The sequence below is a fragment of the Bradyrhizobium sp. 187 genome (genome assembly GCF_023101005.1).
GTDB classification, from domain to species: Bacteria; Pseudomonadota; Alphaproteobacteria; order Rhizobiales; family Xanthobacteraceae; genus Bradyrhizobium; species Bradyrhizobium canariense_D.
Genome location: NZ_CP064693.1, coordinates 6,527,656 through 6,550,414, shown reverse-complemented (window position 1 = coordinate 6,550,414; position 22,759 = coordinate 6,527,656). Strand labels below are relative to the sequence as shown.

Sequence of the window (22,759 nt, the reverse complement as noted above, 5' to 3'; positions counted from 1 at the left end):
GTCAAGCGATCGCAAACTTTCCATTGGGGAATTTTGGCATCCTAACCCTCCGTCCCCAGATGCGGCGAGTAGCTGACAAAGTCGAACAAATGCGGAAATGCATGCTCGCGGTTCAAGACGCATTGGATGTCGAGAAAGATGAGCCTCTCAATCCCAGCGGACCGCATCGTCGCCGAAACGTCCCAACAGATCCTAGCTCTACCGATGATGTGCAGCATCCGGCCGCTCTGGAAGTCGATGAACAGAAGCCCGGCGCGGGCGTCCGTTTCCAGATTGCCAAGCGTATTGAATAGCAAGTTGCCGCTATAATCCGGGAAGCTAAGTTCGTTTGGCGATATCACCCGCACGAAGCCGGGACGCCCGCCGCGGTGGGAGACGTCGAGACCTTGCGAGGATTCTTGCGGGTCGAGCTTCGGCGACCGAGATGCGATAAAGAAAGTGTCGGCCTCGGTAATGAAGCTAACCTCGTCATCGCCCAGATGGGAAGCCGTTCGGGTTTTGGGCGCGAGCCTGGAGCAGATCCGCGACCGTTCGCTACGTGCCTGAATGTATTTCGGGCAATTTCCAAAGCTCTGTTGAACCCTGATCGAGAAACCTTCGCCGATAACGCAATTTTCGATGCGGCCGTTGACCCGGTTTCGGCGACGCGTCGAAAGCTCGATTCCGAGGCCCCCGACCGGAGCACCATCTCGAATACACGAATGCAAGGGGTCACCCGGATCGGGCCATGACTTGATGGTGAGCAGATTCGCGTCCGAAGAATTCATGAACCCTGGAGGGCCAGACAAAGTGGTGGCCCAGGGGTCTCCGTTCTGGTCCGCCATTCCCACGACCATAAACGGTAGCGCAGCGAAGAACGCTCGATGCTGCTCCGGCATGTAGTCTCGGATGACTGCGCGCCCTCTGAGTTCCATGCGATCACGTACGCCGGCCAGGCTTTGGATCGTTTGCTCGCCGGCGTGAAAGGGAGACGTGGCCTTCATCATAATAATTCCATCATGGCCGCGCGCCTTGAGAAAACATGGCTGATCCCCATTATCGCCAGTTGTCTTTACGTACTAGTAGTTACACAATACAATCACGTTCGGTTGATTCGACGCGATCATGAGGATGTCATGAAGGCGAAGGGCGAGCTTGTTAAGGCGGCCAAGAAATTGATGTGGGAGCGCGGTTACGAGGGCGTAAGTCCGCGCGACTTGCTGGAAGAAAGTGGTGCAGGGCAAGGCAGTCTCTATCACCACTTCAAGGGAAAGCTGGACCTCGCGTCGGTGGCTCTGGGTGAGGTGTCCGATGAAATGTGTGAGTTCGCGCGCGAGACCGTCGGAACGGATGGTTCTGGGTTGGATCGCGTCTTCCGCTTTCTCGACGTTGCTCGCGACGGGCTAAAAGGTTGCAGGATGGGTAGATTTGCTTGCGAGTCGTCCATAGCCGAGGCTTCGTTGAGGAAACCAGTCGAACGTTATTTCCGCGAACTGCAGCAGCTTCTTGCGGCAGCTCTTCGTGAAGCTCAAGCCAACGGAGAAATCGCGAAACGACTCGATGCCAACGAGCTTGCGCTGATGCTCATAACTGTCGTGCAGGGCGGCTTTGTCGTTTCGAGGGTTTACCGCGATCGAAACGCCATCAATCAGGCCACTGAGATGGCCAAGTCCTTGCTCAAACCGCTCCCTCGCCGTTGAGCAGGAGGTGGCGGTCTTCGGGTTGAAATAGACGCCGGGTGATATTGAGCGGTTTCTCCCTTTCGCATCACCCTAGGTAGGCGCCTCCATGACCCAGACACTCGACTTGCATCTTCGGCGTATGCCTCGCGTCGCTCTACTTGATCTAGCGACTCCGATCCAACGGCTCCGACGAATTGAAGCTGCGCTAGGGGAGCAGTTGAACGGAATTGGTCTCTTTGTGAAGCGGGATGATGTGATGGGCCTTGGCGGAGGCGGCAACAAGTTGCGGAAGCTCGAATTCCTGTTGGGCGATGCTATTGCACAAGGCGCGGATACCATCATCACCGTTGGCGGACGACAGTCCAACCACGCGCGGCTGACGGCTGCTGCTGCCGCTCGCTACGGACTGCGTTGTGAATTGGTTCTCGGGCTCATGGTAGCGCGTGACGACGAAGACTATACGGAGAATGGTAACATCATTCTCGATGACTTGTTCGGCGCGACAATTCACGATGTTGCCGGTAACGTGAGCACGCTGGCCGTCGCCGAGGAGCGCGCAGAAATTCTGCGGGCGAGCGGCCGGAAGGTCTACGTAGCTCCGACTGGGGCGTCCTCAGTAGGGTGTCTTGGCTACGCAGCATGCGCGAGTGAAATTGCGGCACAATCGGCTGCGCAGGACATCCATTTTCAGCACATCATCGTGCCAAATGGCAGTGGCGGGATGCATGCTGGCCTGTCGGCGGGCTTCGCCGCCCTCGGCGCAGGTGCAGCTAAGGTCAAGTTGTTTGCGGTGCTGGCAAGAGTTGAGGACGCTCGCCGCGGGACACTTGAAAAAATCAACGCGACGTTGGCGCTGCTTGAATCTCCCGGTGTTTCCCCTGACGAACCAATATTAGCGGCGCACAGCTTGGCGAGGGTTACGGCATTCCGACCGAGGCCATGAAAAAGGCGGTTCGGCTCATGGCTCGCCAGGAGGGCCTTCTCCTTGACCCGGTCTATTCGGGCAAGGCCTTCGCGGGCTTGCTGGACGACATTGCTAATGGAGCCCTCACGCCTGGACAAAATGTGCTGTTCATCATGTCTGGCGGAACTCCAGCGCTATTCGCCTATCGAAAGGAATTTCGGCCTGGCCCGAACCCTTTGCATCATGACAGATGCTAGAGCTACCGAAGACAGGCAAAGTTCGGTTGCCTTCGCGACAACGTATGTAGCTTGTTTCGTCTAAGGTAAGGTCCACAAGGGGCTTTTCCAGGCCCTCAACGCTTCAAGGAATACGTGTAGCCTTGAAGGCAAGAAATTCCTGGTGGGATAGACGGCGTGCACTTCGAGTTGCCTCGAAGCCCAGTCGGGCAACAACCTCACAAGTTCGCCTTTTTCGATCTTGTCGTTGCAATAGGTCGAGGGCAAAAGACCGATGCCGTGCCCTCGATAGACAAACGTGCTGACCGATTGGAAGTCTCGACTCGAAATAGGGCCCGCGACCCGGATTTCCGCCCGTTTGCGCCCATTCAGTAATTCCCACTCCGCTTCGTTATTCTTGCCGTTGAGCAGGACACACTGATGTAGCCCGAGGTCGGCGGGCTTGGTTGGAGGCTTGCGATCCTTCAAATATTCAGGAGAGGCGACGACATAGCGAACCTGGCTGCCAAGCTTCTTGGCAATCAAGCTCGAGTCTTTCAGTTCACCAAAGCGAATGCCGACATCGACATTTTCCGCGATCAGATCCAGGAACAGATTGGTGATGAAAAGGTCGACCTTGATCCTCGGATAGAGTTTCAGGAAATCGGAGATAAACTCAAGAAATGGATCTTGCCCTAAAACCACGGGCACGGAGATCTTGAGTGCACCTTCCGGCTTCCTCTGGGTTTGTGTCAAAACCCGCTCAGCGTCGAATAAGAGGTTCAGCGGCTCACTGCATTGGTGGAAATAATCCTGCCCTTGCGAAGTAAGCGCGAGCTTTCGCGTCGTCCTTTGCAGCAGCGTGACACCCAGTTCCGACTCGAGTGCGGATACCTTCCGGCTCACGGTGGAAACCGGCATGCCAAGAGCATGCGAAGCGCGACTAAAGCTCCCGAGCTGCGCGACCTTCACGAATACAGCAATGTCATTCAAATCGGCCATTTCGGCGATTTTTCCATAAATGGAAATGTAATTCCAGATATTTCCGCCTAATCAATCAGGCCGGCCGCGCCCATTCTCCTCCCAGCAGCGAACAACAAGCCCATGAAGAGGAGAAAGCCATGCCAACCAATGTTTTATACAGAACCAATGCCACAGCGACGGGAGGCCGTGTCGGTCATGCCGCGACGCCCGACGGAAACCTGAAGGTCAGCCTGACCCGGCCCAAGGAGCTCGGTGGCGACGGTGCCCCTGGCACCAATCCTGAGCAGTTGTTTGCGGCGGGTTATGCCGCCTGCTTTCTGAGCTCGATGCAGTTCGTCGCGACACAAGGTGGCCCGAAGGTGCCGGCCGATACCACCGTCAAAGCAACTGTGGGAATTGGTCCGCGCGCCGAGGGCGGTTTCGGCCTTGAGGTCGGCCTCGCGGTTCTTCTGCCCGGGTTGGCAAAGGCTGACGCCGAGACGCTCGTGCAGAAAGCTCATCAGATCTGCCCCTACTCGAATGCGACGCGGAACAGCCTCGACGTGCGCGTAGAGATCGTCGCGGCGCAGTGAAGTTTCGAGCGGAAGGTTCAAGCGACTGACCTTCCGACGATCAACCCAAAACAACGGAGAATATCATGAGCAAGACAGTTATCGTAACAGGTGCTTCCCAGGGCATCGGTGCCGGCGTCGTTAAGGCTTTCCTCGACAAGGGCTACAACGTCGTCGCGACATCCCGCAGCGTGAGCAAGTCAAAGGAACTGCCGACGTCCGCCAAGCTCGCGCTGGTTGACGGCGATATCGGTGATGCATCGGTGGCCGCGAAGGTTGCTCAGACCGCAATCAGCAAGTTCGGTTCGATCGACGCGCTGGTCAACAATGCCGGCATCTTCTTTCCCAAGGCATTTACCGATTACACGGGTGAAGATCTGAAGAAGCTGTCGTCAACCAACCTGGAAGGCTATCTTTACATCACGCAGCATGCCGTGAAGCAGATGCTGGCCCAGAAGTCGGGCGGCAGTGTCGTCGGCGTCACCTCGTCGCTGGTCGAAAACCCCATCGCAGGCCTAACCGTTTCGGTGCCGATGATCACCAAAGGCGGCCTGGAGGCCATGACCCGCAACCTAGCAGTCGAATATGCGAAGCAGGGCATCCGCTTTAACACGGTCGCGCCCGGCATGGTGGACACCCCCCTGCACAAGGACGACCCGCACGAGTTTCTGAAGACCCTCGCCCCGTTGGGCACGATCTCCAGCGTCAAGGATATCGTCGATGCGATCGTCTATCTGACCGAAGCGCAGAATGTTACCGGGGAATCGCTGCACGTTGATGGCGGCGCGCATTCGGGAAGATGGTAAGCGCGGAAGTCAGCCTGCGGGAGTTGGGTATCCAACTCCCGCAGGCACCCAAGCCTTTCGGCGCCTACGTCGCGGCAGTGCAGACCGGCAATCTGCTGTTCCTCACCGGCATGCTACCCGTCGAAAACCAGAAGCCGAAATTTGTTGGACGTATCGGCAAGGAGCTGGACGGCGCGGCAGGCCGGGAGGCGGCGGAGCTCGCAGCTCTCAATGCCTTGGCTGTTGCCAGAGAGAGGCTAGGATCGCTTGACAAGGTCACACGCGTTGTCAGGCTTGGCGTCTATATTGCGACCTCGGGCGATCTTGTTGATCAGCCAAGGGTGGCGGACGGTGCCTCTGAACTGTTCAACAAGGTGTTTGGCCCGGACAAGATGTCAGCTCGGCTTGTGATAGGCGTTGCAAGGTTGCCGATGGACACGGCGGTCGAATTAGAGGTCATCCTGGAGACGAAGTCGTAAGTTGGGGACCGACCTCAGCGGAATGCTGATGTCGGTCTCAACTATCGCGTTGAAGTCGATGGGTAGAAGTGAGACCTTCACGCGACGAAGGGTTTCTCCACCACCTAGTGGTGTGGTTTGAGCTTTTGACCGTACCAAGCTATTTGCGGAGCCTAAGGTGCTTCGCCATCCACTCGCGCGGGCCGGGCTACTTCCGCAAACTCCAGGAGATCCTCGCAGACAGCCTCCGTGAGGCGCAAACCAACGGCAAGTTCGTGAAACGTCTCGACGCCAGCGAGCTTGCGAAAGCGCTCATCGCTGTAGTGCAGGGCGGCTTCGCGGTTTCGAGGGTCTACCGAGATAGGATCGCGATCAATTGAGTGAGAACGACGGTAAAAATCGCTGCTCGGACCACTGCTGCGGACATAATGACATAAAAAGCGCCGGGACCTTCAAGAAGATCCCGGCGAGTCTGGGAGAACGCACCAGAAGGGTGGTGATCTCCTTTGCCAGTCAGAAGCGACCGGCTCTGCCGAGGGGCGGCGGATTGAGTTTGGCAAGCCTGCACAATTGTACGACTAACGAGCAAGTCGCTGTTCTCGGAACGCTGATCATTGAGGATGCCTTGTGCTTGCGATGCTCGGCCGCAAGGCTAATTGGTCGTCCGTTAAGAAGCCGAATTGAGCGGGAGCGGACAGGCAAGCGTATGCGATAGCTGGATCAGGAAGAGGCACAAGTTCTCTGAGCCAGGCGAGGATACGGCGGAAGTTGTGGCCGACTGCTGAGAGCACGACGTTGGCGGCGTCGCCGGCGCGGCCTTTGAGATAGCAGCGGCCAAGGTGACCTTCGGCCTTCAGATGTCCGATGATGGGCTCGATGGCGGAGCGGCGCCGGAGCTCGCGCTTGATGGCGCCGAACACGCCGCGCTTCTGGCCCGAAATGAAGACGCGACGTGGATTTTGCGTGTCGTGGCCGCGATATCCCTTGTCGACATAGGCCCGCTCGATCGGACAGCCGGTGAGCGCCTCGGTGCGGTCGATGACGTCCCGCAGGGTATGACCGTCGTAGGGATTATCGGGCAGCGAGCTGGCATGCAGTACGAACAGGCCACCGGGAGCTCGGCGATTGTTGGTGACGATGGAGGCCTTCACGCCGAACTCGTAAGGGGCTGAGGCCTTGCCTTTGCCGATGCACTCCACCTCCGGGGCATGAAATGAATAGAGCTTCCAGCCGCGCTGGCGCTGCTGCTGGGAGCGGATCTGGCTGGCTCGGCCAAGCGGAAGGGCGAATGCCTCCTCGAGGGCTGGCTGGCGCTCGATCTTGCGACGGATGTCGCGGATGATCCGGCCCAGCCGGCTGCGCAGGATACGCAACTGCCGCTGATGCCGCCCGAACTGTTTGGCATGGGCGTAGCGGCCCGCCATCATCGCAGCGGCCTTGGCCACGCGAGAATAGGATTGCCGCAGCCTGACGGCGTGCCTTCTCGCCAGGCGATTGAGGCCCTGGATGGCCGCATGAAGCAGCTTGGCGTCGGTCGGAAAGGTGATGGCCTTCGGCTGCACCGTGGTATCAACCGTGACGCGCTTGAGGTCCTGGCTGCGTAAGGCGCCGGCTTCGTGCGCCACCCGCAGGCTCTCGGCCAGCAGCAGCTCCAGCTTGTCGCCGAGCCGCTTGCGCCAATGGCTCAGGTCCGAGCGTTCGTGCGGGAAAGCGTGCTGGAAAAACTCTTCGCCGGTGAAGAACTGGAAATAAGGGTCGTGGACCCAGCGCTCGCACACCCCCTCATCGGACAGCCCGTAGATATGCTTGAGCAACAACAGCCCGATCATGAAGCGGGTCTCGATCCCGGGCCGGCCGTTCTCGCTGTAGAGCGGCGCGATCTCGCCGTCGATCCAGTCCCAATCGATCTTGCCGGCAAGCAGAACCAACTCGTGCTTCAGATTGATGATCTGGTCCAGCCGCGCCCGGAACAGATCGTTCGATCCCGTCGTCCTGTGCTTCTTCGGTCGCATCGGCCCCTCCGATGCACCACAGAATCATGGTCCGCAGCGAAAGGGAATCCACAAACGAAAACAAGGTTTGGGGGCCTCAAGCCCCCAATCCCTGCAATCTCAAATGCCGCCGCAACCGGAAAACTGACTCCTGCTCAATCGCTTAGTGCCTTGTTCACGGACGACTAATTGCTGTTGCCAGGCTGTCAGGTGCGGTCGTGGCGATCGCCAGGGGCGGTCGCCGAAGCGAAAGTCAAGATATTCAAGTGCGCAACCGACTGTTATGGTGCCGAGATCGGGATCGAGTGCCGGCACGTTGGCGTCAAGGACGTCGAGGATCTTGCCGATCCGATCAAACTGAGCGTCGACCCATCCGCTCCAGCGGTAGCCTTCAGGCCGTAGGGTTTCTTGGCGGCAGACGACAGCCCGGTCCATGATGTCCAGGCCAAACAGTTCGAGCTTAAACACTTGCCGGCGAGCTGGCCCAAGCGCCGGCAGCAATCCACCGTCTGCGAACTCGTCCAGGTACTCACAGATCAGGCTGCTATCGAAGAGAGTCTCGCCGGTATTCAATTGAAGCGTCGGTATGCGGGTCAACGGATTGAGTGCCGAAAGCTCAGAGTTCTCTTTGGTCGGCACCGCAGATGTCTCAATGAGTTTGACACGATCGTCGATCCGCAGCTCCTTGGCAACTACCACGACTTTTCGCGCGTAGGGCGAGTTCGGCGACCAATAGAGCTTCATGAGAATCTCCCGAGAAGAACCTATGAGTTGATGCCGTCGATGCCATGTTGCGTCGGAATCGCCGTGTGGCTACCGCCATCGCATGGTCAAGTACGGAGCATCTTCTCGATGGAAACGTCGATCGTCATTTGGGTCGTTCGTGAGCGCATCCACCACTTGCCGTCGCCAGATGTCCTCCAGTGCGCGGCTTCCAAAACTAGCCTATGAACTTGATATGTGCAGGCGAAGCGATTTGAACTGAACGTGGTATCTGTCGCGTCGATAGGACGGGGGCAAGAGCTCCCGACCGGTCAATCGGTGGTGCTGAATCGCTCTGGCGGAGCCGTGCGGGGCGATCGATAGAGCCTGCAAATGCCAGATCTGCCGTCCGCCAATCTCAACAGAAGATACGGCTATCTCGAAAATGCGTTTGATGGTGGCGCCAGCGGTTGCCTAGCGTTGAACCGACACGATCGCAAAATATGCGACGCACACAATTCAAAGCAGGGTGGGAAATATGCACAGAATCGCCGAAGTGCGTCCATTACGCGTTGCTACCAACAGGCCAGATACGCTCCGCGTCCAGTTGATGCTCGCGATGATCCTCACATATTTGGGGATGATGGCCTTCGTGATCTACAGCGCACGGCACCCGGAGCCTGCCGCCATTGCCTCAACGACCTTTAGTCCAGCGATGATCGCGTTGGCCAGTTGCATGGCTGTCAGCGTTATCCTGACCGGGTTGTTTGTGTTCATGCGGCACGGAGATTGAGTGATGCGTATGTCACGGAATGGCATGAGCCGCCTCCTGCTCGCGATTGCATATACCATCGGTGTTGGCGGATCGGCGTACTCGGCGCAGTCGGAGTCTCAAGCTCGCCAGGCTGACGGTTCGACCATCTTGTTCTTCGTAGTCTTCGCAGTGCTTACGCTGCTCATCAGCTTCTGGACGGCGCGCCGCGCAACCAGTTCATCGGAATATCTTACGGCAGGAAGCTCAATCTCGTCAGGCCAGAATGGATTGGCCATTGCGGGCGATTACATGTCGGCCGGCGCCTTTCTCGGTCTGTCAGGTGCAATTTATGCTTCCGGCCTGGACGGAATGTTCCTCGCCGCAAGCTATCTGGCCAGTTGGCCCATTGTGCTGTTTCTCGTTGCGGAGCCACTGCGTCGCCTTGGGAAGTATTCCTTCGCAGACGTGCTGACTCATAAATTGAGAGAGCGGCCGGTTCGCATTCTGGCGGGTTCGTCTACCCTCGTAATCGTGAGCTTCTACCTCGTCGCGCAAATGGTCGGCGCTGGCGAGCTTATCTCCTTGCTGTTCGGAATCGGTTATACGCCGGCGATCATCATGGTCGGCGCGCTCATGATTGTGTTTTCGACCCTCGGCGGCATGCGCGCCGCCACATGGGTACAGATCATCAAGGCCGTCCTGATGATTGGTGGAAGTTCCATGATCGCGGCGCTGGTCCTGGTTAGGTTCGGATTTGATATGTCGAACCTCTTCAAGGCGGCGGTGAGCAATCATCCGATCGGCCACGGGATTATGGACGTTCGTGGTTTCGCCCAGGACGGAGTTGCGACTCTGTCGCTGGGCGTCGGGGTCCTGTTCGGTACGGCCGGGCTGCCTCATATCCTAATGCGCTTCTTCACGGTTAGCGACGAGCGCGCAGCCCGTCTGTCGGTGTTCTACGCGACCTGCCTGATCGGCCTGTTCTTTGTGATGCTGTTTTTTATCGGATATGGCAGTATCGCGCTCCTCCGTGGCGATGCCACCTACGCCAGTGCCAACGGCGCACTCTTTGGCGGAAACAATCTGGCTCCCATCCATCTGGCGAGGGCCGTTGGCGGAAGTATCCTAGCGGGATTCATCTCTGCGGTTGCGTTCGCGACGATCCTGGCAGTCGTCTCCGGACTGCTCATAGCGGGTGCTTCGTCAGCTGCCAACGACCTCGTCGTCGGTTTGTCCGGACGGCAACTTACTGAGCGCACGCGGCTCCAAGTGTCGCGGATCTCCGCGGTGGCATTGGGAGTGCTCGGCATATTGCTCGGACTGGCATGCGAGGGTCAGAATGTGGCTTACCTCCTTGCGCTTGCGACGGCGATCGCAGCCAGCGCCAACTTCCCCTTGCTGATCCTGGCAATCTATTGGGACGGCCTGACGACTCGTGGTGCGGTCATCGGTGGCACCTTCGGGCTTATCTCATCGGTTGTTCTAACGGCGATGGGCCCGACGATCTGGTCAAAGGTGCTGGGTCTTGGTCCCGCGATTTTTCCGTACGACTCCCCGGCGCTCGTCACCTTGCCACTGACGCTGCTTGTCTGTTGGCTGGTATCGATCACAAAGGCGGAACCTGAGGGGGATTGGCGCCTAACGGGGCCATCCATTGCGCGATACGTGGAGTAGATCGATGCGCGATCCCGATCTGCACAAGTCGACGCCCGACAACATGAGCATTTCGGGGCGCATTCACGGCGAGAAGCAAACATAAGGTCGCGGGGAAAGTACGAGCGAGCATGGCGCTCGTAGGCTGACTGACGGAACGCGGCGCAAGGACGAGTGCGACGTTCGTCGAGGCTCTGCGGCTGTTGTTTGCCGATAACTTGGACGGGAACGGCGCGACCGGCGTAGCTTTACGTTCTGCAACCGGTGTTCGAGGTCGGTCGCCAACTCTTCACATTGGTCATTCGGGTACCAGGGAGGTTCATCGTGGTTCGGCAAGTTCAGCATTATATCAATGGCCAGCGCGTGTCTGGCCGTAACGAGCGGTCATCGTTCGTCTTCAATCCTGCGACCGGTGAGCAAGCGGCATCGGTGCCGATCGCGAACGCCGCGGATGTGGCGGATGCGGTGGCGGCAGCCGTGAAGGCTGCGGCGGGGTGGGCGGCGACAACACCCTTGCGACGAGCGAGGATCCTCAACCGTTTCCTCAGAATCCTCGAGGAACGTACCAGCCAGCTGGCAGACGTCATCGTCGCCGAGCATGGAAAGGTCCACTCCGACGCGGTCGGTGAGATTCAGCGCGGCATGGAGGTGGTCGAGTTCGCGACGGCCGCCCCGCAGCTGTTGAAGGGCGAGATCACCGAGAACGTCGGAACGCGCGTCGATAGCTACTCGGTGCGCCAGCCTCTCGGCGTGGTCGCCGGCATTACCCCGTTCAATTTCCCCGCCATGGTGCCGATGTGGATGTTTCCGGTGGCGCTTGCCTGCGGCAACACCTTCATCCTGAAGCCCTCCGAGCGCGATCCGTCGGCGTCCGTGATCGTGGCAGAATGGCTCAAGGAAGCGGGCCTGCCCGACGGCGTATTCGGGGTGGTTCATGGCGACAAGGAGACCGTCGACGCGCTGCTGCATCATCCCGATATCTCGGCGATCAGCTTCGTGGGATCCACGCCGATCGCAAAGTACATCTACGAGACCTCCGCCAGCACCGGAAAGCGCTGCCAGGCGCTGGGCGGTGCCAAGAACCACATGATCATCATGCCGGACGCGGACATGGACCAGGCGGTCGATGCCCTGATGGGCGCCGCCTTCGGCTCGGCCGGTGAGCGTTGCATGGCGATCTCGGTTGCGGTCCCGGTGGGCGAAACAACCGCAAACCGGCTGATCTCGGCGCTGGAGCCGAAGATCCGCGGTCTCAAGATCGGACCCGGCACGGATCCAGAAGCGGAAATGGGTCCGCTGGTCACGAAGCAGCACTTGGACAAGGTCAGGGGCTATATCGACGCTGGCGTCGCAGAGGGTGCCAAGCTGCTCGTCGACGGGCGCGGCTTCAACATGCAGGGCTACGAAGACGGCTACTTCGTCGGCGGGTCGTTGTTCGATCACGTCACGCCGAGCATGAAGATCTACAAGGAAGAGATCTTCGGCCCCGTGCTGTCCGTCGCCCGTGCGCCCGACTACGACACTGCCGCGCGCATGATCAACGAGCACGAATTCGGCAACGGCACCTCGATCTTCACGCGCGACGGCGATGCGGCGCGGGAGTTTGCGCACAAGATCAAGATCGGCATGGTCGGCATCAACGTCCCGATCCCGGTGCCGATGGCGTTCCATTCCTTCGGTGGATGGAAGGCGTCGATCTTCGGCGACCACCACATGCACGGCCCGGAAGGCGTCCGCTTCTATACCCGGATGAAGACGATCACGAGCCGCTGGCCAACCGGCATTCGCGCCGGCGCAGAGTTCGTGATGCCCACAATGTCATGATCGCAACGGCCGGCCCGCTGCTCGCCCAGCAGCGGGCCGGCTCCTGAAGAAACCGCCGATTGTGAAAACGTGGCCGCCGTGACCAGGAATGCAGCTACTCCATCGCCTTGCGCGAAGTACGCCGGCTTACGGCATCATCAGAGTTCACTGAGCGAGCAGCCGAACACACTGCGTTCGGCGCTTTGGGAAGGTGGTGTGAACTGTCCGCTCACATGCACACATGGTTCTCTTTCCATGAAATCTATGAAGCCGGCTACTCCGCTGGCCTTGTGGGCGACTATAAATGTCCTTTTCTAGAATTTAGCCCTCATTGGTGGTGCTGGCACGCCGGCAATTTCGTCGGTCATCACACCATGTGCTCGCAACTTGAGGCCATCTTACTCGTCTACGGACAGGACTGATATTGCCAATGGGTCGACTGCTTGTTGCCTGCATTTGCGGCCATTCGGAATGTGTTCCGGGTGAGCTGGTTCGGGGACTGTGGGCTCGTCAATTGGTCGAGCTGGTTTCTAGACCTTTTTCGAGCCGATAGCCGATCCCCGATTTGGTAATCAGCAGACGCGGATGATTGGGGTCAGGTTCGATCTTCTGGCGGAGCTTGCGCACCAATATTCGGAGATACTGGATGTTATGCCGCTGGTTATCGGCCCAAATCTCCCTCAGCAGCTGACCGTGGGTGACCACGAGCCCGACATGTTTCGCCAGTATATGCAACAAGTGATACTCCTTGCGTGTCAGCTTGATCCTGGTGTTGGCGAGCAACGCCGTCCGGCCGGCAAGATCGACGGCGAGCGGCCCAACCACGACCACCGGGCTCTCGATCGCGCCCTTGAATTGTCGACGCAACACGGTTTGGCCGCGGGCAAGAAGCCCGGCCATGCCGAATGGCTTCGCTACATAGTCGTCGGCGCCCGACCGCAGCAGGCGGACCATCTCGTCCTCGTTGGATTCGGCGGAGAGAACGATGACCGGAACGTTGGACCAGGAGCGCAGCCGCTCGAGTGCCTCGCTGCCGTGTAGGTCCGGCAAACTGAGATCGAGAATCACGAGGTCAGGCGGATTGAATGTTGCGATCTTTAGGCCATCGGCCGCGTTCTCCGCTTCGACGACTGAAAAGCCATGGACGGTGAAGCCCGACCGCAAGAGGCTCCGCATCTTGGGCTCAGCTTCGATCAGCAGGACGAGGCTGCCCGGCTTATTCACCATCACTGGCGGTAGGTTCGGTAGGGCTGTTGCGGATCGCAGGCAGCCGGATTGAGCCGTGTTGCCGAACACCCATCCGCAGTCTCCAAGATGGCTTGGTCGTGTCCAGAGCCGGCCGCCTCTACATCGCCTTGACGATGTTCTCGGTGACCTTCTTGGCGTCGCCGAGCAGCATCATGGTGTTGTCGCGATAGAACAGCGGATTGTCGATGCCGGCATAGCCGGAAGCGAGCGAGCGCTTGATGAACATCACGGTGCCGGCCTTCCAGACCTGGAGCACCGGCATGCCGTAGATCGCCGAGGTCTTGTCCTCTTCGGCCGCCGGGTTGGTGACGTCGTTGGCGCCGATCACGAAGGCGATGTCGGCCTGGGCGAATTCGGAGTTGATGTCCTCGAGCTCGAACACCTCGTCATAGGGTACGTTGGCCTCGGCCAGCAGCACGTTCATGTGGCCGGGCATGCGGCCCGCGACCGGGTGAATGGCGTACTTCACCTCGACGCCTTCCTTCTTCAGGATGTCGCCCATTTCGCGCAGCGCATGCTGGGCCTGCGCCACCGCCATGCCGTAGCCGGGCACGATGATGACCTTCTGAGCGTTCTTCATGATGAAGGCCGCGTCGTCGGCCGAGCCGAGCTTGGCCGGCTTCTGCTCGCCGCCGCCACCGCCGGCCGCCGCGGTCTCGCCGCCGAAGCCGCCGAGAATGACCGAGATGAAGGAGCGGTTCATCGCGTGGCACATGATGTAGGACAGGATCGCGCCGCTTGATCCCACCAGCGCGCCGGTGATGATCAGCGCGGAATTGCCGAGGGTGAAGCCGATGCCGGCCGCGGCCCAGCCCGAGTACGAGTTAAGCATCGAAATCACGACCGGCATGTCGGCGCCGCCGATCGGGATGATCATGAGGACGCCGAGCGCCAGCGCGATGATGACGATCAGCCAGAAGTCGAGCGCGCTGCCCGTCATGACCAGCCCGACGATGAAGACGACGAGCGCGATCGCGAGCGCAATGTTGATGATGTGGCGGAACGGCAGGATGATCGGCGCACCGCTCATGCGCGCGGACAGCTTCAGGAACGCGATCACCGAGCCGGTGAAGGTCAGCGCGCCGATGGCGACGCCGAGCGACATCTCGACCAGGCTCTGGGGATGGATGTTGCCGGGGGTGCCGATGTCGAAGGCCTCGGGCGCGTAAAACGCACCGGCGGCGACCAGAACCGCGGCCATGCCGACCAGCGAATGGAAGGCCGCGACCAGTTCCGGCATCGAGGTCATCGGCACGCGACGAGCGATCACCGCGCCGATCGCGCCGCCGATGGCGATACCGACGATGACGAGCACCCAGGCGAGGCCATCGGCCGGCGGATGGCTGGCGAGCGTGGTTGCGACCGCGATCCCCATGCCGATCATGCCGAACAAATTGCCCTGGCGCGACGAAGCCGGGCTCGACAGCCCGCGCAGCGACAGGATGAACAGCACTCCCGCCACGAGATACAAAAATGCAGAGAGGTTAGCGCTCATCTCAGGTCCCCATTGATCCCTTCAGCCCGAGGTGGCCGCTTACTTCGACTTCTTCTTGTACATCGCCAGCATGCGCTGGGTGACAAGGAAGCCCCCGAAGATATTGATGCACGCAAAAATCAGTGCGACGAAGCCGAAAGCCCGTGCCCAGCCCGAGCCGCTCGAGACATTGGCAACGCCGGCCGCCAGCAGCGCACCGACCACGATCACCGAGGAGATCGCGTTGGTCACGCTCATCAGCGGCGTATGCAGCGCCGGGGTCACCGACCACACCACGAAATAGCCGACGAAGACGGCGAGAACGAAAATCGACAGCCGGAAGACGAAGGGGTCAACGACCTGTGCAACATGCTCCATGGCGGCTCTCCTTACGCTTTCGGCTGGAAATTCGGGTGAATCACGGCGCCGTCCCTGGTGAGCGCGGTCGCCTTCACGAGTTCGTCGTCCCAATTCACGGCCAGCGCCTTGTTGGTCTTGTCGAACATCGTTTCGATGAAGTTGAACAAATTGCGCGCATAGAGGCTGGAGGCCGAGGCCGCGACGCGGCCGGCGACATTGGTGTAGCCGACGATCTTGATGCCATCGACGTCGGCGACCTCGCCCGGCCTTGCACCCTCGACATTGCCGCCGCGCTCGACGGCGAGATCGACCAGCACCGAACCCGGCTTCATCGACTTGACCATGTCGGCCGAGACGAGCTTCGGCGCCGGCCGGCCCGGAATCAGCGCCGTGGTGATCACGATGTCCTGCTTCTTGATGTGCTCGGCGGTCAGCGCGGCCTGCTTGGCCTGATACTCTTTCGACATTTCCTTGGCGTAGCCGCCGGCGGTCTGCGCGTTCTTGAATTCCTCGTCCTCGACGGCGAGGAATTTCGCGCCGAGCGATTCGACCTGCTCCTTGGTCGCGGGCCGCACATCGGTCGCGGTGACGATGGCGCCGAGCCGGCGCGCGGTCGCGATCGCCTGGAGGCCGGCGACGCCGACGCCCATCACGAACACCTTGGCGGCCGGAATGGTGCCCGCCGCGGTCATCATCATCGGGAAGGCGCGGCCGAAGGCCTCGGCGCCCTCGATCACGGCGCGGTAGCCGGCGAGGTTCGCCTGCGACGACAGCACGTCCATCACCTGCGCGCGCGTGATGCGCGGCATCAGCTCCATCGCGAAGGCGGAAACGCCGGCATCGGCGATCGTCTTCAGCGCGGCCTCGTTGCCGTAGGGATCCATGATGGCGACGACGAGCGCGCCGCGCTTGTACTGCGCGAGCTCGGAGGCCTCGGGGCGCTTCACCTTGATGATGATGTCGGCGTCCTTCAGCGCATCGGCGCTGACGGTGGCGCCCGCCGCGGTGAATTCGGAATCCGGCAGGCCCGATTTGAGGCCGGCGCCCGGCTCGACGGCGATCTCGGCGCCCAGCGCCTTGAACTTCTTCACCGTATCAGGCGAAGCGGCCACCCGCGGCTCCGACGGATCGATTTCCTTGGTAACGGCGATCTTCATATTCAACCCGTCGATTTAAATGATGTATCGGGGCGCAAGCATTCAAATTTGAACGTTACGCATCGTACGCGAGCGACCGCACGCTCAAATCGGATGCTGGCCGCCATTGATAGTCAGCGTCGAGCCAGTGATGAAGCCGGCGTCTTTGGAGGCAAGGAACACGACACCGCGCGCGATCTCTTCGGGCTCGCCGAGGCGGTTGACCGGGACCTGCGGGATCACGGCCTTTTCCAGCACGTCGTTCGGCACCGCCTGCACCATTTCGGTGTTGATATAGCCCGGACAGATCACGTTGACCTTGATGCCGCCCTTGGCATTCTCTGGCGCGGGCGCCTTGGTGAAGCCGATGTCGTCCGCCCTGGCCGCCGAATAGTTGACCTGGCCGAATTGTCCCTTCTGGCGGTTGATCGAGGAGATCGAAATCTTGCTGATCGCAACTCCGATGCGGCGTGTTCCGCCCGTTATCAATGCCACACGTATCATCTCGCGTCCTCCCGTTGACCAGGTTCAGTCGCGCGCCAGACACATCGCGATACCCATGCCGCCGCCGATGCACAGCGTGGCGAGGCCCTTCTTCGAATCGCGCTTCTGCATTTCGTGCAGCAGCGTCACCAGCACGCGCGCGCCGGAAGCACCGACGGGATGTCCGATCGCGATCGCGCCGCCGTTGACGTTGACCTTGGAGGTATCCCAGCCGAGGTCCTTGTTGACGGCACAGGCCTGCGCCGCGAAGGCTTCGTTGGCCTCGATCAGGTCGAGATCGCCGACGTTCCAGCCGGCCTTCTTCAGCGCGGCGCGCGAGGCCGGGATCGGGCCCGAGCCCATGACCTTCGGATCGACGCCCGCCTGCGCCCAGGACACGATGCGCGCGAGCGGCGTCTTGCCTTCCTTGGCGGCCTGCTTGGCCGTCATCAGCACCACGGCGGCGGCGCCGTCATTGATGCCGGAGGCCGAACCCGCGGTGACCGTGCCGTCCTTCTCGAAAGCGGGACGGAGCTTCGCCATCGCGTCGACCGTGGCGCCATGGCGCGGATATTCGTCGGCGCTGACGACGACATCGCCCTTGCGGCCCTTGATGGTGACGGGGACGATCTCGTCGTTGAACTTGCCGGCCTTCTGCGCGGCCTCGGCCTTCTGCTGCGAGGCGACCGCGAACTCGTCCTGCTGGGCGCGGGTGATCTGCCACTGCCGCGCAACGTTCTCGGCGGTGTTGCCCATGTGATAGCCGTTGAAGGCGTCCCACAGGCCGTCCTTGATCATGGTGTCGATGAACTCGACCGCGCCCATCTTGACGCCGCCGCGCAGATACTGGGCGTGCGGAGCCATGCTCATGGATTCCTGGCCGCCGGCGACCACGATCTCGGAATCGCCGTTGAGCAGCGCCTGATAGCCGAGCGCCACCGTGCGCAGGCCCGAGCCGCAAAGCATGTTCACGCCCCAGGCCGGGCTCTCCACCGGAATGCCGGCAGCGATCGAGGCCTGGCGGGCCGGGTTCTGGCCCTGAGCGGCGGTCAGGATCTGGCCCATGATGACTTCCGAAACCCGGCCGGGTTCGATGCCACCGCGCTCCAGCGCAGCCTTGATGGCGATCGCGCCGAGATCGTGGGCGGGAAGGGTCGCGAACGCTCCGTTGAAGCTTCCGACCGGGGTGCGGGCGGCGCTGACGATGACGACATCGTCTGACATCGAGGTTTCCTCCGTTGAATGCGATTATGTAGGGCGGCTCGCTTGCGTAGCCGTCTAGTTCGATTTCTCTTTTCCGCAACGCCCGGGCGCGGGCCCTATCGGATAGAATCGTGCGCTCCCTGAATTTCCGACGTTGACACCCAAGGGTAGCTTCCAAAGTGAGCCTATGAACTTGGTGTGTCCAAGCGAAGCGATTTGAACCGAACGCGGTATCTGTCGCACCGATAAGGCTGGCGACGAAGATCTAAGGTTGATCGACCAGCGGCGATGAATAGCATTGACGGGCCATGCGAAGTCATCGGTAGCGCCAGGGAATCCTAGGCACGCCGTCTGCCAATCTCCAAAAAAGATAAGGCTATCTTGAAAAAGCGTTTGATGGTGACGCCAGCGGCTGCCTAGCCTCAATCAACATCGTCGTACGATCGGCGACGCATAATCTAGTGTAGGAAACAGTTCGCGATCTGCCGGGACTTGTCGGGCTGCGCATATGCTGTTCGCACATCGAGGCGTTGACTGACATCAAGTGTCAAGTGGTGGGTAAGTGGACCGTATCGACGCCATGAAGATCTTCGTCGTCGCCCTCGATGAGGGAGGCTTAAGGAAAGCGGGACGCAAGCTGGGGCGATCACCTGCTGCGATAAGCCGGGCGCTTGCGTCTCTTGAGGCGCATGTAGGCGTTACCCTTCTTCACCGCACGACGAGGTCATTCAAGCTAAGCGACGCGGGGGAACGTTATGCGCTTGTGTGTCGCCGCGTCATTGCAGATCTTGAGGAGGCTGATCTCGTCGCGGCAAGTGAACGATCGACCCCGAGTGGCACGTTGACCATAACAGCTCCAGTCGCGGCGGGCGAAGATATCTTGCGCCCGGTATTGGACGAGTTCATGGACGCCTATCCAACCGTCTCTGTCAGGCTGTTTTTGCTGGATCGACCGGTGAAACTTATCGATGAAGGCATGGATATCGCCTTGCGAATTGGCAACTTGACAGATTCCACGCTCGTCGCGATCCGGTTGGGAGCGGTCAGGCGTGTCATAGCGGCATCGCCCCGCTATTTGTCGGCGCATCCGAAAATCGAAGAGGTCGCTGATCTTGTAAAGCACAAGATCATCGCAATGACCCACTTCGGAATTGATTCGTGGACCTTTCCACCGGCGAAAGGATCGTCGATACCGCGATCGGTTCATTTCACGCCACGCTTCGTAGTGAATAGTGTTCGTGGCGCCATTGCCCCGGCCGTCGAGGGGCGAGGGATCACCCGGCTCTTTTCCTATCACATTGCGGAGCAACTCTCGCAAAACAGGCTACAAGTCCTTCTCAGGCAGGACGACGCTTCCGCGATCCCTCTGCATCTGATTTCCCCACAGGGACGCCTTGCCGTTCCCAAAGTGCGGGCTTTCGTCGATTTTGCGGTGCCTCGTCTCAAAGCGCAATTCTCCCGCCTCTCGACCGATGCCGTGGTTCAAAAAGCCGACATTCGTACGTGCCGCGAAAGAGTGTCTTCCGACCAGTGAGTATTGGCGGCGTTGGGTGTCTACGAAATAGTCGGGCCATCGTCGGAATGTCGGGCGGTTAATCAAATGCCGAACCTTCGAAGAGGAAGTGCTTGTTACTCCTACGGAGCATCGCGGTGGACAAGAAGCCACTTGGCAGAGAGCGCCGGAGCTTAGTGGCCTAACGTGGAAAGGGTAGGACGATGATCAGGACGCGGTTGACGAAGCTGTTTAATATTGAGCACCCAATCATCCTTGCACCGATGACGCCTGCCGCGGGCGCAGACCTGTCCACCGCGGTTGCGGCCGCCGGCGGGCTCGGCTTGCTTGGCGGCGGATATGGCGACCGCGCCTGGTTCGAGACGGAGTCAGCGAAAATCACGCGCAACGATGTGGGATGCGGTTTCATCACTTGGTCGGTCGCAAAACAGCCGGAATTGCTCGACTTTGCAATAGAGCGTCATCCGCGCGCGATCATGTTATCCTTTGCTGATCCGGCACCATTTGCAAAGCGCATCAAACAAGCCCGGGTGCCCCTCATTTGCCAAGTCCATACGGTCGACCAAGCACGGCGAGCCGCCGATGTCGGAGCCGATGTCGTCGTAGCGCAGGGCACGGAGGCGGGCGGCCACGGCCAAACAGCCCGATCGACACTGCCGTTCGTCCCGACGGTGGTAGACGCTCTGAGCAACTACGCACCTGACGTGGTCGTTGTTGCCGCGGGCGGGATCGCCGACGGGCGAGGTCTTGCTGCGGCTTTGATGCTCGGCGCTGAAGGTGCTCTCATGGGCAGCCGCTTTTGGGCGACAAAGGAGGCCCTTATCCATCCAAGTGCCAAAGCTAAGGTGGTGGCAGCTTCGGGCGACGAGACGATACGAACCAGCGTGTACGATATCGTAAGGCAGAGAATTTGGCCGGAAGGATACACTGGGCGGCTGCTGAAGAATGAGTTCATCGAAAAGTGGCATGGCCACGAAGAGAGGCTAAGGGCTCTACAGGCCGACGAACTGGAAAGGGTGGAGGCGGCGTCGCGCGTCGGCGACTTCGACGTGGCGAATGTGACGGTCGGGGAGTCAATCGGCATGATTCATGATCTGCCCGCGGCAGGTGACGTCGTGCGCCGTGTCGTTGCCGAGGCCAAAGTGAGGCTCGCCAAGTATGACCGCGCTTCGTTGGAGTGACCGAACGGAGTGGGCTGACGCGCCCCCTCCGACACAGCGAAGCCGTTAGGATCCCCTTCGCGGTGCACTCGTTTGTTGCCGGGTCGGCAACGTTGCGATCTGCGCCCAACCGCTTCCAATCTGATGGACGACGAATCCTTAGGAGGGGGCTTCGACGACACCCGAGGTCATCGTGTCGATATCTGTGTTTGAGATATCGGTATTACTTTGAGTGATAGCTCGCTGCAATCCGTCCTTGTGTTCGAAAACAGGCATAAGCCGCTCGGATTCGGCCTTGTAAAACGGGTAGCTTGGATCAAGATAATCACTCGACCAAGCGTGTTGATGCCGAACCGTTCGCTTCAGGAGATAGGGCTTGTTATGGACGCAACCGATCTAAGGGTCTTTGAGGCAGTTGCTCGGCACGGCAGTATGAACCGAGCTGCGGCTGAGCTGAACACTGTCCAATCCAATGTCACTGCGCGCGTAAGAGCGTTGGAGCTTGAGCTCGGTATTCAGCTATTCCAGCGGCATGCACGCGGCGTGAAGGTCACGCCGGCCGGGCGCCGCATGCTCCCCTTTTCGGCACGCATAACCAAGCTCCTCAGCGATGCCAAGGCGGCCGCAAGGGATGATGGGACCCCGGGTGGCGTCCTTGAACTCGGCACCCTTGAAACGACCGCGGCGATTCGGCTTCCGTCTGTGCTTGCGAGCTTCACGAAAGCTTACCCAAAGGTTCGTCCAGTGGTGACGACCGGGACGACCTGCAGCCTCATCGAAGACGTTGTCGAGTGCAGACTGGAGGGTGCGTTTGTTGCGGGGCCGGTGGATCATCCAGATCTGCAACAGGAGTGCCTTTTTCGGGAAGAACTCGTCTTGGTAACGCCTCGCTCAATTCGAAGCATCGAAGAGCTTTCCTCGATCAACGAACTGAAAACAATTGTCTTCCGTGTCGGTTGCTCCTATCGGATAAGGCTCGAGAATCTGCTGAACAAGGTGGGAATACTTGTTGCGCAGCCTTTGGAATTCGGTTCGATCGATGCCATCCTCGGCTGTGTGGCGGCGGGTGTTGGAATTACACTGCTGCCCAAGGGAGTGGTTGTTGCGGCATGGCGGGACGGCCAAGTCGCAGTGCATGAATTGGAGTCCGAGTTTTCTGAAGTGCAGACCGTGTTCATTCGGCGCACAGACGCCTACGTCTCCAGTGCACTCTCTGCCTTTCTTCAGATTGTGCGGCCGGCCCCCGAGTTGCATGCGGCGGCTGCGGAGTAGTCCGGTCGTTGCGAGAGCGTCAAGTTCTGAAAATGGCGGTCGTCCAGGCGCTTTCCATTCTGGTCATTTCTGCCAGGGCCCGAGACGACGGTCAGCCGTGCGCTGACGAAGCAGGGGCGATTGTCTCTTAAACTGCGAAGTCTGCCTAAGGTCCGGAAACCGCGAGACGCATCTAGTCGGCAAGATGGCGTTTCATCGTGGTGGATATGAGCGACGCGACCTCGGTCGTCGCCGATCTTCTGGGTACGCAGACCTGATGCGTTCTTGCCTGAGCAGCAACGATAAGAGATCGCTCGATCGCTGAAACTGATGGCGTCGTCTCCTCGGCGGCACCGCCCTGCGTAATTCCATCGCGTGATGCCTGCCCCCTTTATCCGACGAGCTCTGGACTTGGTCGAGTAATCTGCGGTGCAGATTGCCTTCTCGAATCTATTCGTTTGCTGATCGCA

21 protein-coding genes and 2 pseudogenes are annotated in these 22,759 nt (G+C 59.9%); 13 read left to right on the top strand and 10 right to left on the bottom strand.

Features of this window, described 5'->3' with window-relative positions:
• Nucleotides 1-41 precede the first annotated feature (41 nt).
• On the bottom strand, nt 42-986 hold the full coding sequence (locus IVB19_RS31635; RefSeq protein WP_247820683.1) for a pyridoxamine 5'-phosphate oxidase family protein: 945 nt from the start codon (nt 984-986) through the stop codon (nt 42-44).
• A gap of 12 nt (nt 987-998) precedes the next feature.
• On the opposite strand from IVB19_RS31635, the gene IVB19_RS31630 reads away from it, so the two are divergent.
• From IVB19_RS31630 to IVB19_RS40525, 3 genes are all read left to right on the top strand, one after another.
• Nucleotides 999-1,679, top strand: a complete 681-nt coding sequence (locus IVB19_RS31630; RefSeq protein WP_247820682.1) for a TetR/AcrR family transcriptional regulator — start codon at nt 999-1,001, stop codon at nt 1,677-1,679.
• Nucleotides 1,680-1,767: 88 nt separating this feature from the next.
• A complete protein-coding gene (locus IVB19_RS31625) occupies nt 1,768-2,604 on the top strand; it encodes a pyridoxal-phosphate dependent enzyme (protein WP_346283642.1) in 837 nt (278 codons plus the stop codon).
• Complete coding sequence (locus IVB19_RS40525; RefSeq protein WP_346283641.1) at nt 2,601-2,822, top strand: hypothetical protein; 222 nt, start codon at nt 2,601-2,603, stop codon at nt 2,820-2,822. The genes IVB19_RS31625 and IVB19_RS40525 overlap by 4 nt, the downstream gene beginning before the upstream one ends.
• A 60-nt stretch (nt 2,823-2,882) precedes the next feature.
• Here the strand turns inward: IVB19_RS40525 and IVB19_RS31620 are convergent, their stop codons facing one another.
• Nucleotides 2,883-3,782, bottom strand: a complete 900-nt coding sequence (locus IVB19_RS31620) for a LysR family transcriptional regulator (protein ID WP_148776633.1) — start codon at nt 3,780-3,782, stop codon at nt 2,883-2,885.
• 119 nt (nt 3,783-3,901) lie between these two features.
• Between IVB19_RS31620 and IVB19_RS31615 the strand changes: the two genes are divergently transcribed.
• From IVB19_RS31615 to IVB19_RS40815, 4 genes are all read left to right on the top strand, one after another.
• Nucleotides 3,902-4,336 (top strand): organic hydroperoxide resistance protein, encoded by a 435-nt coding sequence (locus IVB19_RS31615; RefSeq protein ID WP_247820681.1) that lies wholly within the window; start codon nt 3,902-3,904, stop codon nt 4,334-4,336.
• A 65-nt stretch (nt 4,337-4,401) separates the two neighbouring features.
• On the top strand, nt 4,402-5,121 hold the full coding sequence (locus IVB19_RS31610) for an SDR family NAD(P)-dependent oxidoreductase (protein WP_247820680.1): 720 nt from the start codon (nt 4,402-4,404) through the stop codon (nt 5,119-5,121).
• Nucleotides 5,115-5,579 carry a RidA family protein gene (locus IVB19_RS31605; protein ID WP_247820679.1) on the top strand — a complete coding sequence of 155 codons (465 nt, stop codon included), beginning with the start codon at nt 5,115-5,117 and terminating at the stop codon, nt 5,577-5,579. Before IVB19_RS31610 ends, IVB19_RS31605 begins: the two co-directional genes overlap by 7 nt.
• 68 nt (nt 5,580-5,647) lie before the next feature.
• The gene (locus IVB19_RS40815) at nt 5,648-5,938 is read left to right on the top strand and encodes a TetR family transcriptional regulator C-terminal domain-containing protein (RefSeq protein ID WP_524536722.1); all 291 of its coding nucleotides are present in this window, start codon (nt 5,648-5,650) and stop codon (nt 5,936-5,938) included.
• A gap of 287 nt (nt 5,939-6,225) precedes the next feature.
• Here IVB19_RS40815 and IVB19_RS31600 read toward each other — a convergent pair.
• Nucleotides 6,226-7,570 (bottom strand): annotated as a pseudogene (locus IVB19_RS31600) (IS5 family transposase).
• A gap of 99 nt (nt 7,571-7,669) precedes the next feature.
• The gene (locus IVB19_RS31595) at nt 7,670-8,293 is read right to left on the bottom strand and encodes a glutathione S-transferase family protein (RefSeq protein ID WP_247820678.1); all 624 of its coding nucleotides are present in this window, start codon (nt 8,291-8,293) and stop codon (nt 7,670-7,672) included.
• 496 nt (nt 8,294-8,789) lie between these two features.
• On the opposite strand from IVB19_RS31595, the gene IVB19_RS31590 reads away from it, so the two are divergent.
• The 3 genes from IVB19_RS31590 (at nt 8,790) to IVB19_RS31580 (ending at nt 12,482) form a co-directional block, all read left to right on the top strand.
• Nucleotides 8,790-9,044 carry a hypothetical protein gene (locus IVB19_RS31590; protein WP_247820677.1) on the top strand — a complete coding sequence of 85 codons (255 nt, stop codon included), beginning with the start codon at nt 8,790-8,792 and terminating at the stop codon, nt 9,042-9,044.
• Nucleotides 9,045-9,068: 24 nt separating this feature from the next.
• Nucleotides 9,069-10,679, top strand: coding sequence for a sodium:solute symporter family transporter (locus IVB19_RS31585; protein ID WP_247820676.1), 1,611 nt, complete (start codon nt 9,069-9,071; stop codon nt 10,677-10,679).
• Nucleotides 10,680-10,982: 303 nt separating this feature from the next.
• A complete protein-coding gene (locus IVB19_RS31580) occupies nt 10,983-12,482 on the top strand; it encodes a CoA-acylating methylmalonate-semialdehyde dehydrogenase (protein ID WP_247820675.1) in 1,500 nt (499 codons plus the stop codon).
• Between the two features lie 489 nt (nt 12,483-12,971).
• On the opposite strand, the gene IVB19_RS31575 is transcribed toward IVB19_RS31580, so the two are convergent.
• From IVB19_RS31575 to IVB19_RS31550, 6 genes and pseudogenes are all read right to left on the bottom strand, one after another.
• Nucleotides 12,972-13,757, bottom strand: a complete 786-nt coding sequence (locus IVB19_RS31575; protein ID WP_247820674.1) for a response regulator — start codon at nt 13,755-13,757, stop codon at nt 12,972-12,974.
• Between the two features lie 49 nt (nt 13,758-13,806).
• Nucleotides 13,807-15,204, bottom strand: a complete 1,398-nt coding sequence (locus IVB19_RS31570) for an NAD(P)(+) transhydrogenase (Re/Si-specific) subunit beta (RefSeq protein WP_247820673.1) — start codon at nt 15,202-15,204, stop codon at nt 13,807-13,809.
• A gap of 39 nt (nt 15,205-15,243) precedes the next feature.
• Nucleotides 15,244-15,561, bottom strand: coding sequence for a proton-translocating transhydrogenase family protein (locus tag IVB19_RS31565; RefSeq protein WP_247820672.1), 318 nt, complete (start codon nt 15,559-15,561; stop codon nt 15,244-15,246).
• Between the two features lie 11 nt (nt 15,562-15,572).
• Nucleotides 15,573-16,700, bottom strand: a complete 1,128-nt coding sequence (locus tag IVB19_RS31560; protein WP_247820671.1) for a Re/Si-specific NAD(P)(+) transhydrogenase subunit alpha — start codon at nt 16,698-16,700, stop codon at nt 15,573-15,575.
• 84 nt (nt 16,701-16,784) lie between these two features.
• A pseudogene (locus IVB19_RS31555) lies at nt 16,785-17,123 on the bottom strand (SDR family oxidoreductase); the annotation flags it as partial.
• An 84-nt stretch (nt 17,124-17,207) separates the two neighbouring features.
• Complete coding sequence (locus IVB19_RS31550; RefSeq protein WP_247820670.1) at nt 17,208-18,386, bottom strand: acetyl-CoA C-acetyltransferase; 1,179 nt, start codon at nt 18,384-18,386, stop codon at nt 17,208-17,210.
• Between the two features lie 541 nt (nt 18,387-18,927).
• Here IVB19_RS31550 and IVB19_RS31545 point away from each other — a divergent pair.
• From IVB19_RS31545 to IVB19_RS31535, 3 genes are all read left to right on the top strand, one after another.
• A complete protein-coding gene (locus IVB19_RS31545; protein WP_247820669.1) occupies nt 18,928-19,899 on the top strand; it encodes a LysR family transcriptional regulator in 972 nt (323 codons plus the stop codon).
• 182 nt (nt 19,900-20,081) lie between these two features.
• Nucleotides 20,082-21,059 carry an NAD(P)H-dependent flavin oxidoreductase gene (locus IVB19_RS31540; protein WP_247820668.1) on the top strand — a complete coding sequence of 326 codons (978 nt, stop codon included), beginning with the start codon at nt 20,082-20,084 and terminating at the stop codon, nt 21,057-21,059.
• A 360-nt stretch (nt 21,060-21,419) separates the two neighbouring features.
• Complete coding sequence (locus IVB19_RS31535; RefSeq protein WP_247820667.1) at nt 21,420-22,310, top strand: LysR family transcriptional regulator; 891 nt, start codon at nt 21,420-21,422, stop codon at nt 22,308-22,310.
• Nucleotides 22,311-22,759: the final 449 nt, after the last annotated feature.